Raw genomic sequence first — 15995 nt, 5'->3', positions numbered from 1 at the left:
TCTAATTTTCCTCAAGTCTCGAACGTCTGCGCGGCGTGCCACGAAAGCCCCTCCAGCGTCGTGGTGCGCGGCTTGTATTCGCAGCCGATCCAGCCGCGATAACCGATCGCGTCGAGGTGGCGGAACAGGAAGGGATAGTTGATCTCGCCTGTGCCCGGCTCGTGCCGGCCGGGATTGTCGGCGAGCTGGATGTGGGCGATCTGCGGCAGATATTCCTGCATGGTGCGGGCGAGATCGCCCTCCATGATCTGCATGTGATAGATATCGTACTGGACGAACAGATTGTTCGACCGCACCTCGGAGATCAGCTGAATCGCCCGCTCGGTGCCGTTGAGGAAGAAGCCGGGAATGTCGAGCGTGTTGATCGGCTCGACCAGCAGCTTGATGTTCTCGCGCGCCAGCGTCGAGGCCGCAAAGCGCAGATTTCCCACCAGCGTCTCCTGAAGCTCGCGCGGATCGGCGTCATGTGGCGCGATGCCCACGAGGCAGTTGAGCTGCTCGCAGTCGATCGCCCTGGCATAGTCGATGGCGCGGAACACGCCATCGCGGAATTCGGCGGTGCGATCGGGCAGGATCGCGATACCGCGCTCGCCCCCTGCCCAGTTTCCGGCCGGCAGATTGTGCAGCACTTGCGTCAGCCCGTGGGCCTCGAGTTGCTCGCGCAGCAGTGCCTTCTCGAAATCATAGGGGAAGAGATACTCGACCCCGGAGAAGCCTGCTGCCTTCGCAGCAGCGAAGCGGTCGAGGAACGGCATCTCGTTGAAGAGCATGGTGAGGTTGGCGGCGAATTTCGGCATGATGCTTCTCCCCTATTCCGCCGGCTGCAGCACGCGTGTGGTGCCGACCTCGTCGAGTGGCAGATCCAGCACCTCCTCGAACTCGACGATGTTGTCGATCTCGGTGCCCATCGCGATGTTGGTGACGCGTTCGAGAATGAACTCGACCACCACGGGTACGCGGTGCTTGGCCATCAATTCGCGCGCGGTCGCGAACGCAGCCTGCGCGTCCTTGGGATCGGTGACGCGGATCGCCTTGCAGCCGAGGCCCTCGGCGACCGCGACGTGGTCGACGCCGTATCCATTGAGCTCCGGCGCATTGACGTTCTCGAAAGAGAGCTGGACGTGATAGTCCATGTCGAAGCCGCGCTGGGCCTGGCGGATCAGGCCGAGATAGGAATTGTTCACGACGACGTGGATGTAGGGCAGGTTGAACTGCGCCCCGACCGCGAGCTCCTCGATCAGAAACTGGAAGTCGTAGTCGCCGGAGAGCGCGACGATGTCGCGATCCGGGCACGCGGCACGCACGCCGAGCGCTGCCGGCAGCGTCCAGCCGAGCGGCCCCGCCTGACCGGCATTGATCCAGTTACGTGGGCGATAGACGCCGAGGAACTGCGCGCCGGCGATCTGCGACAGGCCGATCACGGTGACGTAGCAGGTGTCGCGACCAAAGGCCTTGGTCATTTCCTCGTAGACGCGCTGCGGCTTGATCGGGACGTTGTCGAAATGACTCTTGCGCAGCATCGTCTTCTTGCGATCGCGGCAGGACGCGGGCCACGCCTGGCGCTCGCGGAGCCTGCCTGACCGACGCCACTCCCTGGCGACGGTGACGAACAGCTCGAGCGCGGCCTTGGCGTCCGAGACGATGCCGAGATCGGGATTGAACACGCGCCCGATCTGGGTCGGCTCGATGTCGACATGCACGAAGGTGCGGCCCTTGGTGTAGGTCTCGACCGAGCCGGTGTGGCGGTTGGCCCAGCGGTTGCCGATGCCGAGCACGAAGTCGGATTCGAGCATGGTGGCGTTGCCGTAGCGGTGGCTGGTCTGAAGGCCGACCATGCCGGCCATCAGCACGTGATCGTCGGGGATTGCGCCCCACCCCATCAGCGTCGGCACCACGGGTACGTTGGCGATCTCGGCGAATTCGACCAGCAGGTCCGAAGCATCGGCATTGATGATGCCGCCGCCCGCGACGATCAGCGGACGCTCGGCGGCGTTGAGCATCTCCAGCGCCCTCTCGACCTGTTTTCGCGTAGCAGTCGGCTTGTAGACGGGCAGCGGCTCATAGGTCTCGTCGTCGAACTCGATCTCGGCCAGTTGCACGTCGAGCGGCATGTCGATCAACACCGGCCCCGGCCGGCCCGAGCGCATCACGTGAAACGCTTGGCTGAACACGCGCGGCACCAGCGCCGGCTCGCGTACGGTGACGGCCCATTTCGTCACGGGCTTTGCGATCGACTCGATGTCGACCGCCTGGAAATCCTCCTTGTAGAGCCGCGCGCGCGGCGCCTGCCCGGTGATGCAGAGGATCGGAATGGAATCGGCGATCGCGGAATAAAGCCCGGTGATCATGTCGGTGCCGGCCGGTCCGGAGGTTCCGATGCAGACGCCGATATTGCCGGCCCTGGCGCGCGTATAGCCCTCGGCCATGTGCGAGGCGCCCTCGACGTGGCGCGCCAGGATGTGCCGGATCGAGCCGCGCTTCTTCAGCGCCGAGTAAAGCGGATTGATCGCGGCCCCGGGAACGCCGAAGGCGGTGGAGATGCCTTCCTTCTCCAGAATTCGCACGGCAGCATCGATAGCTCGCATCTTCGCCATATCGGACCTCGCTCGAGTTGCGTCAGCGAGCGGGATCATCGGGCGTGCAGGACGCGATCTCAACGAGATCGATTTTATTTTCCACGATGCGGCAGCCGCAGAAAAATTGCGGCAGCCTCAATCGGTTAGATGAAGAAATGCGTGAAAGCGCCTCACTCGAACAGCGGTGCCAGCTCCATCTGCGGCACCAGCACGAGGCCCTTGTCGGTGATGCGGATTTCCGGAATGACCGATAGGGGAATCAGATTGAAGCCCATGTAGGGAATGGTGCAGCCGGCCTCCGCCCATTCCTTCTTCAGCGCCCTTACGTCTTCGGCGACCTCCGTGACGCGCTTGTCGGAGAGCAGACCCGCGATCGGCAGCGGAACCAGCGCCCTCACCTTGCCGTCGGCGACGACGCAGACGCCGCCCTGCTGGTCCTTGATGGCGGCGACCGCGACTTGCATATCGGTCTCGTTGGTGCCGGCGACGATGATGTTGTGGCTGTCGTGCCCGACGCTGGAGGCAACCGCGCCGCGCTTCAGGCCAAAGTCCTTGAGCAGGCCATGGGCAACATTTCCGGCGGATTTGCCGTGGCGCTCGACGACCGTAACGAAGCAGAGGCCGTAGCGCGCGAACAATGACGGCCAATCCTTGGCGGCCTCGATCGCGACCTTCTTATGGATCAGCGTGATGCCCGGCAACGCGGTCTTGATCGCGTTGACGGTGCAGGCCTTCGCCGGCAGCTCCGGCGTAAGCCTGACCTTCTCCGGAAGCTTGACGGTCGCATAGGCTGCCTTCGGATATTGATAGCGCTGCGAGAGCGCCTGATCCAGCCGCGGCGTGATCTTGCCGCGCTCGACCACGAGTTCGCCGCCATACCAGGTGCATTGCGGCTTGAGTTGATCGTCCATCAGCACCAGATCGGCACGGCGGCCGCCGCCGAGCCCGCCGACGTCGCCGTCCATGCCGAAGCGCGTGGCGCCATGCAGCGAGCCCATGGACCAGGCCTGCTCCGGCGACATCCCCGCCTTCACGGCCTCGCGCACCACCCAGTCGAGGCCGAACAACAGCAGATCATCGGCATCGCGGTCATCGGTGCACACGGCGGTACGCTTGTGCGAGGCGCCGAGCTCGGTGACAGCGCGGATCGCCTGCGGCAGCGAATGCCAGGGCGTCGTCGGCGGACCACCGCGCAGAAACACCCAGACGCCGGCATCGAGCAGGTCGTCGGCGATGTCGCGGTCGATCGCTTCATGCGTGTCGGTGACGCCGGATGCCGCATAGGCCGCGACGAATTCGCGGCCGTAAACGTGGCCAGAGACGGGACGGCCACGCTTCAAGGCGGCCGCGAGGATGGCATGGCTGCGCTCGTCGCCCATCGTGACCGGGACAAAGTCCATCTTCTCGCCGAGCGCGACCGCCTCGGGCCAGCGATCGAACAGGCCGGCAATCTTGTCCGGCGTGAGATCGCCGCCGGCTGTTTCCAACTCGGCCGACGTTGCCGGCACCGTGCTCGGCACCGTCAAGAAGATCGAGAGCGGCGCTTCGCGGGCGTCCTCCAGCATCGCCTCGACGCCGGCGACGTCCATGACGTTGCCGATCTCGTGGCTGTCGCAGAAGATCGTTGTGGTTCCGTTCAGCAGCGCCGCCTCCGCATAGGCGCAGGCCGTCACCATCGAGGATTCGATGTGGATGTGCGGATCGACCAGGCCCGGCGCGATGATTCCGCCTGCCGTGTCGTAAGTCGCGACATCACTCCAGACCTTCTTTGCCGCTCCGGCCGGCTTCACTGCCGCGATGCGCCCGCCGGTGATCCAGACCTCGCGGTCCGCATGGATGCGCTCCGAATAGGTCGAGAGCACCCGCGCACCTGTGATGACGAGATCCGGAGCGAGGCGCGCCGAGGCGACATCGGCCAGGCGCCGGGTCATCGCATGTAGCGGGGCGACGGCGAAGCGGGTGAGTCTGGTCATCGGGACCCTCGCGTGGCGTTACGGCCCTGCGATGGTTACGCCGTGCGCCAAACCGGGCAAGCACAAATATAGCGGCACGCCCTGCTCAGGCCTTGGGCGCCGGGCCGCCCGCCGTGACCGACTTTGCGGGTCTGCGCGGGTTCCGCCGTCTTGGCGACGGCGCGGCAATGGGCTTGACCCGTATGCGCAGCGACCGGCCGTTGGATTCATCGATTTCGAACGAATTCGTCTTTCGCACAAGATCGCTCAGCTTGCGGGAGCCGTAGGTTCTCGAATCGAAATCGGGGGCGAGGTTGGTAAGTCCTTTTCCGACCTCTCCGAGAGAAACCCATCCGTCTTCGCTTTCCATCTGGGCGATGACCTTCTTGATCATGGAGATGGCTGCGTCAGGGGGTTGAAGCAGTGGCGACCTCAAGGCAGCATCCTGGGTGCTCGCGGGGACGGCGAGCAAATTCTCGGTGTAGACGAACCTCCGGCAGGCCTGCCGGAAGCTTTCCGGCGTCTTCTGCTCGCCGAACCCGAAGACATCGACGCCCTGCTCCCGGATGCGAGCGGCAAGCCGGGTGAAGTCGCTGTCGGAAGACACCAGGCAGAAGCCATCGAAGCGGCCACTGTGCAGCAGGTCCATCGCGTCGATGACCAGCGTGATGTCGGAGGCGTTCTTTCCCGTCGTATAGGCGAACTGCTGCTGCGGGATGATGGCGTGTTTCGACAGGATGTCGGCCCAGCCCCTGGATCGCGCATTGGAGAAGTCGCCGTAGATACGGCGAACGCTGGCCTCGCCGATCTTGGCGATCTCCTCGAACAATCCATCGGCGATTTTCGCCGACGCATTGTCGGCGTCGATCAGGACGGCGAGACGGGGCGAACGAAGTTCTGACGGCATGGCGTATCCCCAAGAGATGGACGCAGCATTGGACGACGTGGGCGCGAAGACGGCTAGTCCTCGGTCGCCTTGAAGCGTCCCATCCCCTTCAGCACGAATGGAGCCAGCAACGCAACCAGCGCAAGGCCGAGCAGCGTCGCCGAGATCGGGCTCTGCAGCAGCGTCATGGGATCGCCGAGGCTGATGGCGAGTGCTCTGCGCAACTGGCTCTCGGCGATCGGGCCGAGGATCAGGCCGACCACGACGGGCGCGATCGGAAAGTCGAACCGACGCATCAGGAAACCAAGCACGCCGAAGCCGGCCAGCATCGACAATTCGACCACAGACGGCTTGGCGGCGATGGTGCCCATGGTCGCGAACACGAGGATGCCGGCATAGAGCCATGGCTGCGGGATTGCCAGCAGCCGCACCCACAGGCCGACCAGCGGCAGATTGAGCACCAGCAGCATGCAATTGGCGATGAACAGGCTCGCGATCAGGCCCCACACGAGGTCCGGCCGCTCGGCGAACAGCAGCGGCCCCGGGTTGAGGCCGTATTGCTGGAAGCCCGCCAGCATCATCGCGGCCGTCGCCGAGGTCGGCAGTCCCAGCGTCAAGAGCGGCACCAGCGTGCCGGCGGCCGAGGCGTTGTTGGCGGCTTCCGGTCCTGCGACGCCTTCGATCGCCCCCTTGCCAAATTCCTCGGGATACTTTGTCAGACGCTTCTCGGTCGAATAGGACAGGAAAGTCGGGATCTCCGCGCCGCCCGCGGGCAGCGCGCCGATCGGAAAGCCGAACATCGTGCCGCGAAGCCATGGCTTCCACGACCGCTTCCAGTCTTCCTTTGTCATCCACAGCGAGCCGCGCACCGGCTCGAGCTTCTCCTCGCTGTGGTGGCGGCGCGACGCGACATAGAGCGCCTCGCCCACCGCGAACAGGCCGACCGCAAGCGTCGTCACCTCGACGCCGTCGAGCAGTTCAGGAACGCCGAACGCAAGCCGCGCCTGGCCAGTCAGCTTGTCGATTCCGACGAGACCGAGCGTGAGGCCGATGAACAGGCTGGTCAGGCCGCGAACCGGGGAATCGCCGAAGGTCGCCGACACCGTGACGAAGGCAACGCACATCAGCGCGAAATAATCCTCAGGGCCGAAGCGCACGGCGAAATCGACCAGCCACGGCGCGAGGAAGGCCAAGCCAATCGTAGCAATGGTGCCGGCGACAAAGGAGCCGATCGCGGAGGTCGCAAGCGCAGGCCCGCCGCGGCCGGCCTTGGCCATCTTGTTGCCTTCGAGCGCGGTCGCCATCGAGGCGCTCTCGCCGGGCGTGTTGATCAGGATCGCGGTGGTGGAGCCGCCATACATGCCGCCATAATAGATGCCGGCGAACATGATCAGCGAACCGCCGGGGTCGAGCTTGTAGGTCACGGGCAGCAGCAGCGCGACCGTCAGCGCCGGGCCGATGCCAGGCAGCACGCCCACGGCGGTGCCGAGGAACACACCGATCAGCGCGTAAAGCAGATTCATCGGCTGGACGGCGACCGCCATGCCGTGGGCCAGCGCGGCAAAGGTGTCCATCACAGCAATCGCTCCAGCGGGCCGGTCGGAAGGCTGAGCGTGAGCAGCCGGTCGAACGCGAGATAGATCAGGGTCGACATCACGAGGGCTATGACGCTGTCGACGAGAATGGCTCGGCGGCCGAAGGCGGCCGACGTCGTCACGAACAGCGCCGAGGTCGCCAGGATGAAGCCGCCGCCGAAGCCGATGATGGCGATCAGCAGCGCAAGGCCGATGAGGATCAGGACCACCGGCACAGGATCGGCGCTCTCGCGCGCCGGCAGATTGCCGCGCAACGCGTCGACGAAATTCCCGATCGCGAGCAGCGCAAGACCACAGGCGACCACGACCGGCATCGCCTCCGGCCCCATCCCATACATCGTGGTGGATGACAGGCCGCGCGCGTCGAAGACCAGCACGGCGGCGAGGCCTGCGAGCAGTGCAGCGATGACGATGCCGGCGCGATCGACGCGCCGCGGTGGCTGGACGGGATCGCCTGAGCTCATGACTTGACGAGGCCGACCGATTTCAGCACGTCGGTGACGCGCACGGTTTCCTTCTTCAGGAAGTCGGCGAAGGCGTCACCGCCGAGATAGGCGTCTTCCCAGCCCTTCTGCTTGAGGATCTCCTTCCAGGCGTCCGACTTCACCATCTTCTCGACCGCATCGCTCAGCGTCTTCTTCTGCTCGGGCGTGATGCCGGGAGGCGCCACCACCGAACGCCAGTTGGCGATCACGAGGTCGATTCCCTGCTCCTTGAAGGTCGGAATGTCGCTGCCCGGGATGCGTTTCTCCGAGGTCACACCGATCGCGCGCAGCTTGCCGGACTTGATCTGGCCGTCATATTCGCTCAAGCCCGAAATACCCGCGGTGACCTTGCCGCCGAGGATGGCCGCCAGCGACTCGCCGCCGCCGGAGAACGGGATGTAGTTGATCTTCTTGGCGTCGGCCCCGACCGCGCCGGCGAACAGTGCCGCCATCACGTGGTCGACGCCACCGGCCGAGCCGCCGGCGAAAGTGACCTTGGCGATATCGGCCTTCACCGCGGCGGCCAGATCCTGCGCGGTCTTGATCGGCGAATTCGCGGGCACCACGATCACCTGGATTTCCTCGGTCAGGCGCGCAATCGGCGTCACCTGCTCGAGCGTCACCGGCGACTTGTTCATGGCGAGCGCGCCGACCATGACGAAGCCGTTGACCATCAGCTGGTTGCCGTCGCCCTTGGCGCCGTTGACGAACTGCGCGATGCCGACGCTGCCGCCGGCGCCGGGAACGTTGACGACCTGCACGCTGCGCGCGACGCCCGCGGCGACCAGCGCCTGCTGCATCGAGCGCGCGGTCTGGTCCCAGCCGCCGCCGGGAGCCGCCGGCGCCATCAGCTTGAGCTCGAGCTGCTGGGCAAAAGCGGGCGCCGTCGCTGCAAGGGTCAGCGCGACGGCTGCGCCGGCAAGGCGCGCGGAAAAATGGAACATGAGGACGTTCTCCAGGCTCATGCGGACGTTCGCCGCATTGTGTCGTTTGGTCGCATATCAACCAAAACGCCGGACCTGTCCAGCGACATCCCCTGGACGACGCGCGTGGTCAGTGGGGCACCGGGTTCACCCCACCAAGGGCGGCCGTCAGTTCGGCGGCGACATCCCGGACGATTTGCCCGATTTCAGGCAACCGCTGGTCGGTCATCCGGCTGGTCATGCCGGAGACCGAAATCGCCGCGAGCGGATCGGCACGGTCGTTGTAGACCACCGCCGCAACACAGCGCAGCCCCATGCAGGCTTCTTCGTCGTCGAGCGCAAAACCCTGCCTGCGGATTGTTTCGAGCTCCTTGAAGAGGTCGCTCGGCCGCACGATCGACTTCTCGGTCAACCGGGGCATGCCGTGATGGCGGATGACGGCGCCGACGTCCTCATCGGAATAGGTTGCGAGCACGGCCTTGCCGACGCCCGACGTCACCATGGGAACACGGCCACCGACCAGGGTCAGCGAGCGCATGATCTCGCGGCTCTCCATGCGGGTCAGCACGATGATGAACTCGTCGTCGACCACGGCGAGATTGGCGGTCTCGCGGGTGAGATCACGCAACTTGCGCAAGTAAGGAATTGCCTGCGTGGAGAAATTGCGTCGCCGCGCAAAGCTCGCGCCCACCGTGAAGGCGCGCGAGCCGACATGCCATTTGGACTGCGTGCGGTCGAACTGCACGAAGCGGCGGCCCTCCAGCGTTGCCAGCAGGCGGTGCACGGTCGAGGCCGACAGCCCGGTGCGCACCGCGAGATCGCTGAGCCGATAACCTTCGTCGTCCTCGGCCAGCGTTTCCAGGATCGACAGCGCGCGATCGACGGACTGCACGCCGCCGTCGCGCGTGTCGTTGTCGGCCTCCGATGATCGGGGCTCGATCAATTTGCGCCGGATCATGGTCTTGCTCATCGCGACCTGCACTTGCTGCGCAAATCCCGGCCTCTCTCCGCAAGCGGGGAGAGGCGAAGATCGTCAGAGCAGCCCTGCCCCGCGCGCCCATTTGTACTTGGCACCGAGCACCTCGACCGGCAGCTCGGTCGAATAGGCGTAGGCCGGGATGCCGTTCTGGTAGAGATATTCGGCGGCTTCCTCGACCTCGACGTCGCCCGCGAGCGAGGCGACGATCGGCTTCACGAAGCCCTTGGCCTCCATCTCCTTCTTCACCTCGACCATGTTGCGGGCGAACACCATCGGCGGCGTGACGATGGTGTGCCAATAGCCGAGGATCAGCGAATGGATGCGCTCGTCGGAGAGGCCGAGCTTCACCGTGTTGACGTAGGTGATCGGCGGCTCGCCGCCGGTGATATCCACAGGATTTCCGGCAGCTCCGAACGGCGGGATGAATTTGCGGAAGGCCGCATCGAGATCCGGCGGCATCGACATCAGCGACAGGCCGTTGTCGACGCAGGAGTCGGACAGCAGCACGCCGGAACCGCCGGCACCGGTGATGATCAGCACGTTCTCGCCCTTTGGCGTCGGCAGCACCGGCACGCCGCGGGCGAATTCGAGCAATTGCCGCAGGCTGCGGGCGCGGATCACGCCCGACTGCGCCAGCACGTCCTCGTAGATCTTGTCGTTACCGGCGAGCGCGCCGGTATGCGACGAGGCCGCCTTGGCGCCGGCCGAGGTACGTCCGGCCTTGAGCACGATGACGGGCTTCTTCTTGGAGACGCGCTTTGCGGCCTCCGCAAAGGCACGACCGTCCTTCAGGTCTTCGCAGTGCTGAGCGATCAGGTTGGTGTTCGGGTCCTGCTCGAAGAAGGCGAGCAGATCGTCCTCGTCGATATCGGACTTGTTGCCGAGGCCGACGATGGCCGAGACGCCCATCTTGGCCGAGCGCGAGAAGCCGATGATGGCCATGCCGATGCCGCCCGACTGCGACGACAGCGCCGCGTGGCCCTTGACGTCGTAGGCCGTGCAGAAGGTCGCGCAGAGATTGGCCGGCGTATAGTAGAAGCCGTAGATGTTCGGCCCCATCAGGCGGATGTCGTATTTCTTCCCGACCTCGACGATCTCGGCCTGCAGCTCCGGCGCGCCGGCCTCCGCAAAGCCCGACGGGATCAGCACCGCGCCCGGGATTTTCTTCTCGCCGCATTCGGTGAGCGCCGCCGCGACGAACTTCGCGGGGATCGCGAACACCGCGGTGTCGATCACGCCCGGCACGTCCTTGACGCTCTTGTAGGCCTTGTAGCCGAGGATCTCGGCGGCCTTCGGATGGATCGGATAGATGTCGCCCTTGTAGCCACCGTTGATGAGGTTCTTCATCACGGAGTTGCCGATCTTGCCGTCTTCGGCGGAGGCGCCGACCACGGCGACCGCCTTCGGCTGCATGATGCGGCTCATCGCCGCGACGATCTCTTCGGTCGGGCGCGGCTTCGGCTTCGGCACATAGGCGAAGTCAACAACGATGCGCACGTCAGCGGCTGTCGCGCCCTTTGCCGTCGCGAACACCGGATTGAGGTCGAGCTCGACGATTTCAGGGAAATCTGTCACGAGCTGCGAGACCTTGACGATGACATCGGCAAGCGCGTTGCGGTTGACCGCCTCGCCGCCGCGCACGCCCTTGAGAATCTCGTGCGCCTGGATGCCGTCGAGCATCGAGAGCGCGTCCTCCTTGGTCGCGGGCGCGAGACGGAAGGTGATGTCCTTCAACACCTCGACCAGCACGCCACCGAGGCCGAAGGCGACCAGCTTGCCGAACGAGCCGTCAGTGATCGAGCCGACGATGACTTCGGTGCCGCCGGCCAGCATCTGCTGCACCTGGACGCCGTCGATCTTGGCGTCGGCCTTGTACTTCCTGGCGTTGCCGAGAATGGTCTCATAGGCCTTTTCGGCGTCCTCGGCGGTCTTGAGGCCGACGATGACGCCGCCGGCTTCGGTCTTGTGGAGAATGTCCGGCGAGACGATCTTCATCACGACCGGGAAGCCCATTCCGGAGGCCATCTTGCCGGCCTCGCCCGCCGACTTCGCCACGCCCTCCTTCGGTACCGGAATGCCGTAGGCGTCGCAGACCAGCTTGCCTTCCGGCGCGGTCAGGCTGGTGCGGTTGTCCGCCTTGACCTGGTCAAGCACCTTGCGGACGGCATCTTTGGAATTGGACATGTGGCTTCTCCCTTGACCTTAGTTCGTTCTTTTCAAAGCGCGCGCGTCGATAGCGGCTGCCCGTGATGCTTGCCATTCGCCGCGCTCTGTTCCATGTCGCGGAACGGAGTGGCACAAAGCGCTGGACAGCTCCGCCGCCGTGGATCAAAAATGGCTGGCGATGGCATTTGGTATGCCAGAAGCCAACTTGTCAAGCCGCGACGCCGATTAGAATGCTGCAAAAAATAGCCAGCTTGACATTCTGGCATTTGGTATGCCAAAAACTTTCCCGTTAATAATCCTGTAAAAGACGACTCCCACTGGAGGAGATTCGTCGTGTCACTGCGGAAACCAACCAAGGCGTTGCCGAACATGGCCGAGGCAGATATCGCAATCGTTCGTATTGCCCCGGAGTCGAGCTTCAAGAACAAGGCGTATGACGCCTTGAAGGAAGCCATCCTCAAGATGGACATCTACTCGACGCCCGAGCCGGTGATGCTCGACGAGCGCGCGCTGTCCGAACGCCTGGGTGTCAGCCGCACCCCGATCCGCGAAGCCATCGCGATGCTCGAGCAGGACGGTTTCGTGAAGACCGTGCCGCGCCGCGGCATCATGGTGGTGCGCCGGACCAAGAGCGAGATCGTCGACATGATCCGCGCCTGGGCGGCGCTGGAGAGCATGGCCGCGCGTCTCATCACGACGACCGCGCGCAAGAAGGACATCACGGCGCTGCGCGACTACTTCAAGGATTTCAGCAAGGACCGCCTGCCCGAGGATCACGTCGAGGAATATTCGCGCGCCAACATCGCCTTCCACCAGGCGCTGATCTCGCTGTCGGAATCGCCGGTGCTGGTCGATCTCACCAACGACCTCCTGCTGCACGTGCGCGGCTATCGCCAGCTGACCATCGGACGCAAGGATCGCACCGCGACCTCCCTGCCCGAGCATCTCGGCATGATCGAAGCACTGGAGGCGCGCGACACCGAGCTCGCCGAAAAGCGCGCCCGCGATCACACCCTCGGCCTTGCCGCTTACGTCGAAGCGCACGGTCAGGAACTCTTCTAGCAACGTTCACCAGAAGGGCGAACAACTCGCCCCAGTATTGAGACCAGGGAGACAAGGCCCATGCTGAATACCGCGACCAAGTCCGAGGCACCGGGCACCGAGCAGGAACTGACGGATGGCTTCCACCTCGTCATCGACGCGCTCAAGCTGAACGGCATCAACACCATCTATAATGTGCCGGGCATCCCGATCACGGATTTGGGCCGCATGGCGCAGGCGGCGGGCATTCGCATGATCTCGTTCCGCCACGAGCAGAATGCCGGTTATGCGGCGGGCATCGCCGGCTATCTCACCAAGAAGCCCGGCATCTGCCTCACCGTCTCCGCGCCCGGCTTCCTCAACGGTCTCACCGCGCTCGCCCACGCCACCACCAACTGCTATCCGATGATCCTGATCTCGGGCTCGTCCGAGCGCGAGATCGTCGACCTCCAGCAGGGCGACTACGAGGAGATGGACCAGCTCGCGATTGCGAAGCCGCTGTGCAAGGCGGCTTATCGCGTGCTGCACGCCCAGGACATCGGCATCGGTCTCGCCCGTGCCATCCGCGCCGCCGTCTCGGGCCGTCCGGGCGGCGTCTATCTCGACCTGCCGGCCAAGCTGTTCGGCCAGGTGATGAACGCCGACGCCGGCCGGAAGTCGCTGGTCAAGGTGATCGACGCAGCACCTGCGCAGATCCCCTCGCCGGCTTCGATCAAGCGCGCGCTCGACGTGCTCAAGGGCGCCAAGCGCCCGCTCATCATCCTCGGCAAGGGCGCAGCCTACGCCCAGGCCGACGAGGAGATCAAGACCTTCGTCGAGAAGAGCGGCATCCCCTTCCTGCCGATGAGCATGGCCAAGGGCCTCCTCTCCGACACCCATCCGCAATGCGCAGGCGCTGCCCGCTCGACGGTGCTGAAAGAGTCCGACGTCGTGCTGCTGATCGGCGCGCGGCTGAACTGGCTGCTCTCGCACGGCAAGGGCAAGAACTGGGGCGAAGCGCCCAAGAAGTTCATCCAGGTCGACATCGAGCCGCGCGAGATGGACTCCAACGTCGAGATCGTCGCCCCCGTGGTCGGCGACATCGGCTCGGTCGTCTCGGCGTTCAACCAGGCCATGGCTTCGGGCTGGACCGCCCCGCCCGCCGAATGGACCAAGGCGATTTCGTCCAAGCGCGAAGAGAACGTCGCCAAGATGGCGCCGAAGCTCATGAACAACAAATCGCCGATGGACTATCACGGCGCACTCGGCGTCTTGAAGAACGTCATCAAGGATCATCCCGAGGCGATCCTCGTCAACGAGGGCGCCAACACGCTCGACCTCGCCCGCGGCGTCATCGACATGTATCGGCCGCGCAAGCGTCTCGACGTCGGCACCTGGGGCGTGATGGGCATCGGCATGGGCCAGGCGATCGCCGCTGCGCTCGAGACCGGTCACCCCGTGCTCGCGGTCGAAGGCGACTCGGCGTTCGGCTTCTCCGGCATGGAGGTCGAGACCATCTGCCGCTACAACCTTCCGATCTGCGTCGTCATCTTCAACAATGACGGCATCTATCGCGGCACCGACGTCAACAGCGTCAACGCCGATCCGGCGACGACGGTGTTCGTCAAGGGCGCGCGCTACGACAAGATGATGGAAGCCTTCGGCGGAGTGGGCGTGAATGCCACCTCGCCCGACGAGCTCAAGCGCGCCGTCGTCGAGGCGATGAAGTCCGGCAAGCCGACGCTCATCAATGCGGTGATCGATCCGGCCGCCGGCTCGGAAAGCGGCCGCATCGGCAACCTCAATCCGCAGAGCGTTCTGCAGAAGAAGAAGTAAGTCCCCCGCCGGGTCATTCCCCGCGCAGGTGGGGAATCCAGTAACCGCCAGACCACATGGGTGGCGAGCACTGAGCCCAACTGAAACGACAGCGAATACTGGATGCCCGCCTTCGCGGGCATGACGGAAACAAAGTGGTAACAGGAGCAACACGATGACCAAAGCGCTCGAGGGCGTTCGCATTCTCGACTTCACCCACGTTCAATCGGGGCCGACCTGCACGCAGCTGCTGGCCTGGTTCGGCGCCGACGTGATCAAGGTGGAACGTCCGGGCGTGGGTGACATCACCCGCGGCCAGCTGCAGGACATCCCGAACGTGGACAGCCTGTATTTCACCATGCTCAACCATAACAAGCGTTCGATCACGCTCGACACCAAGAACCCCAAGGGCAAGGAAGTCCTCACCGAGCTGATCAAGAAGTGCGACGTGCTGGTCGAGAATTTCGGCCCCGGCGTGCTCGACCGCATGGGCTTCCCCTGGGAGAAGATCCAGCAGATCAACCCGAAGATGATCGTCGCCTCGATCAAGGGCTTCGGCCCCGGACCGTACGAAGACTGCAAGGTCTATGAGAACGTCGCGCAATGCACCGGCGGCGCCGCCTCCACCACCGGCTTCCGCGACGGTCTACCGCTCGTCACCGGCGCGCAGATCGGCGACAGCGGCACCGGCCTTCATCTGGCGCTCGGCATCGTCACCGCGCTCTATCAGCGCACGCATTCGGGCAAGGGGCAGCGCGTCACCGCCGCGATGCAGGACGGCGTGCTCAACCTCGCCCGCGTCAAGCTGCGCGACCAGCAGCGCCTCGCCCACGGCCCGCTCAAGGAATACAGCCAGTTCGGCGAAGGCATTCCGTTCGGCGATGCCGTGCCGCGCGCCGGCAACGATTCCGGCGGTGGCCAGCCCGGCCGCATCCTGAAGTGCAAGGGCTGGGAGACCGATCCCAACGCCTACATCTACTTCATCACCCAGGCCCCGGTCTGGGAGAAGATCTGCGACGTGATCGGCGAGCCGACCTGGAAGACCGACCCCAACTACGCCAAGCCGGCGGTGCGCCTGCCGCGCCTCAACGAGATCTTCGGCCGCATCGAGCAGTGGACGATGACCAAGACCAAGTTCGAGGCGATGGAAATCCTGAACAAGGACGACATCCCCTGCGGCCCGATCCTGTCGATGAAGGAGCTCGCCGAGGACCAATCGCTGCGCGCGACCGGTACCGTGGTCGAAGTCGACCACCCCACCCGCGGCAAGTACCTGTCGGTCGGCAATCCGATCAAGCTGTCGGATTCCCCGAGCGACGTCGAGCGCTCCCCGCTGCTCGGCGAGCACACCGACGAGATCCTGCGCACGGTTTTGGGCTTCAGCGACCATCAGGTCGCCGACATCCACAAGTCCGGCGCGCTCGACCCGCCGCAAAAGCAGGCCGCTGAGTAAGCGGGCGTATCAATGAACGAGAAGGCCGCCGGTTTCGGCGGCCTTTTTGTTCGGGCCGAAGGAACCGGACGCATCCGGGAGCCGTTATTCTTCGCCCGGCTTGCTTGCCTAATTGGGATATGTCGCGACGGCGAGGGACCAACCT

12 protein-coding genes are annotated in these 15995 nt (G+C 64.7%); 3 read left to right on the top strand and 9 right to left on the bottom strand.

What is annotated here, in order from left to right:
* Positions 1 to 11: 11 nt before the first annotated feature.
* The 9 genes from hyi to CIT40_RS12115 form a co-directional block, all read right to left on the bottom strand.
* Complete coding sequence (hyi, locus tag CIT40_RS12155) at positions 12 to 797, bottom strand: hydroxypyruvate isomerase (RefSeq protein ID WP_094896171.1); 786 nt, start codon at positions 795 to 797, stop codon at positions 12 to 14.
* 12 nt (positions 798 to 809) lie between these two features.
* Complete coding sequence (gene gcl / locus CIT40_RS12150) at positions 810 to 2594, bottom strand: glyoxylate carboligase (protein WP_094896170.1); 1785 nt, start codon at positions 2592 to 2594, stop codon at positions 810 to 812.
* A 152-nt stretch (positions 2595 to 2746) separates the two neighbouring features.
* Positions 2747 to 4549, bottom strand: coding sequence for an adenine deaminase C-terminal domain-containing protein (locus CIT40_RS12145; protein ID WP_094896169.1), 1803 nt, complete (start codon positions 4547 to 4549; stop codon positions 2747 to 2749).
* Between the two features lie 85 nt (positions 4550 to 4634).
* On the bottom strand, positions 4635 to 5435 hold the full coding sequence (locus tag CIT40_RS12140; RefSeq protein WP_094896168.1) for an NYN domain-containing protein: 801 nt from the start codon (positions 5433 to 5435) through the stop codon (positions 4635 to 4637).
* A 53-nt stretch (positions 5436 to 5488) separates the two neighbouring features.
* Entirely contained in the window at positions 5489 to 6988 is a 1500-nt protein-coding gene (locus CIT40_RS12135; protein WP_094896167.1) for a tripartite tricarboxylate transporter permease, read from the bottom strand.
* Positions 6988 to 7473, bottom strand: coding sequence for a tripartite tricarboxylate transporter TctB family protein (locus CIT40_RS12130; RefSeq protein WP_094896166.1), 486 nt, complete (start codon positions 7471 to 7473; stop codon positions 6988 to 6990). The genes CIT40_RS12135 and CIT40_RS12130 overlap by 1 nt, the downstream gene beginning before the upstream one ends.
* A complete protein-coding gene (locus CIT40_RS12125) occupies positions 7470 to 8438 on the bottom strand; it encodes a Bug family tripartite tricarboxylate transporter substrate binding protein (RefSeq protein WP_094896319.1) in 969 nt (322 codons plus the stop codon). The genes CIT40_RS12130 and CIT40_RS12125 overlap by 4 nt, the downstream gene beginning before the upstream one ends.
* A gap of 109 nt (positions 8439 to 8547) precedes the next feature.
* Positions 8548 to 9387: an IclR family transcriptional regulator gene (locus CIT40_RS12120; protein ID WP_094896318.1), complete on the bottom strand. Its 840-nt coding sequence runs from the start codon at positions 9385 to 9387 to the stop codon at positions 8548 to 8550.
* Between the two features lie 63 nt (positions 9388 to 9450).
* Positions 9451 to 11580, bottom strand: coding sequence for an acetate--CoA ligase family protein (locus CIT40_RS12115; RefSeq protein ID WP_094896165.1), 2130 nt, complete (start codon positions 11578 to 11580; stop codon positions 9451 to 9453).
* Between the two features lie 351 nt (positions 11581 to 11931).
* Between CIT40_RS12115 and CIT40_RS12110 the strand changes: the two genes are divergently transcribed.
* The 3 genes from CIT40_RS12110 (at position 11932) to frc (ending at position 15850) form a co-directional block, all read left to right on the top strand.
* On the top strand, positions 11932 to 12624 hold the full coding sequence (locus CIT40_RS12110; protein WP_162006348.1) for a GntR family transcriptional regulator: 693 nt from the start codon (positions 11932 to 11934) through the stop codon (positions 12622 to 12624).
* A gap of 60 nt (positions 12625 to 12684) precedes the next feature.
* A complete protein-coding gene (gene oxc, locus CIT40_RS12105) occupies positions 12685 to 14418 on the top strand; it encodes an oxalyl-CoA decarboxylase (protein WP_094896163.1) in 1734 nt (577 codons plus the stop codon).
* A gap of 154 nt (positions 14419 to 14572) precedes the next feature.
* Positions 14573 to 15850, top strand: a complete 1278-nt coding sequence (gene frc, locus CIT40_RS12100; RefSeq protein ID WP_094896162.1) for a formyl-CoA transferase — start codon at positions 14573 to 14575, stop codon at positions 15848 to 15850.
* Positions 15851 to 15995 lie beyond the last annotated feature (145 nt).

Source organism: Bradyrhizobium amphicarpaeae (genome assembly GCF_002266435.3).
In the GTDB taxonomy this organism is placed as follows: domain Bacteria; phylum Pseudomonadota; class Alphaproteobacteria; order Rhizobiales; family Xanthobacteraceae; genus Bradyrhizobium; species Bradyrhizobium amphicarpaeae.
This window is presented reverse-complemented; position numbering and strand designations above follow the sequence as displayed.

Coding starts and splice junctions, on each gene's coding strand:
- hyi (WP_094896171.1), bottom strand. CDS start 797: ATGCCGAAATTCGCCGCCAACCTCACCATGCTCTTCAACGAGATGCCG.
- gcl (WP_094896170.1), bottom strand. CDS start 2,594: ATGGCGAAGATGCGAGCTATCGATGCTGCCGTGCGAATTCTGGAGAAG.
- CIT40_RS12145 (WP_094896169.1), bottom strand. CDS start 4,549: ATGACCAGACTCACCCGCTTCGCCGTCGCCCCGCTACATGCGATGACC.
- CIT40_RS12140 (WP_094896168.1), bottom strand. CDS start 5,435: ATGCCGTCAGAACTTCGTTCGCCCCGTCTCGCCGTCCTGATCGACGCC.
- CIT40_RS12135 (WP_094896167.1), bottom strand. CDS start 6,988: ATGGACACCTTTGCCGCGCTGGCCCACGGCATGGCGGTCGCCGTCCAG.
- CIT40_RS12130 (WP_094896166.1), bottom strand. CDS start 7,473: ATGAGCTCAGGCGATCCCGTCCAGCCACCGCGGCGCGTCGATCGCGCC.
- CIT40_RS12125 (WP_094896319.1), bottom strand. CDS start 8,438: ATGTTCCATTTTTCCGCGCGCCTTGCCGGCGCAGCCGTCGCGCTGACC.
- CIT40_RS12120 (WP_094896318.1), bottom strand. CDS start 9,387: ATGAGCAAGACCATGATCCGGCGCAAATTGATCGAGCCCCGATCATCG.
- CIT40_RS12115 (WP_094896165.1), bottom strand. CDS start 11,580: ATGTCCAATTCCAAAGATGCCGTCCGCAAGGTGCTTGACCAGGTCAAG.
- CIT40_RS12110 (WP_162006348.1), top strand. CDS start 11,932: ATGGCCGAGGCAGATATCGCAATCGTTCGTATTGCCCCGGAGTCGAGC.
- oxc (WP_094896163.1), top strand. CDS start 12,685: ATGCTGAATACCGCGACCAAGTCCGAGGCACCGGGCACCGAGCAGGAA.
- frc (WP_094896162.1), top strand. CDS start 14,573: ATGACCAAAGCGCTCGAGGGCGTTCGCATTCTCGACTTCACCCACGTT.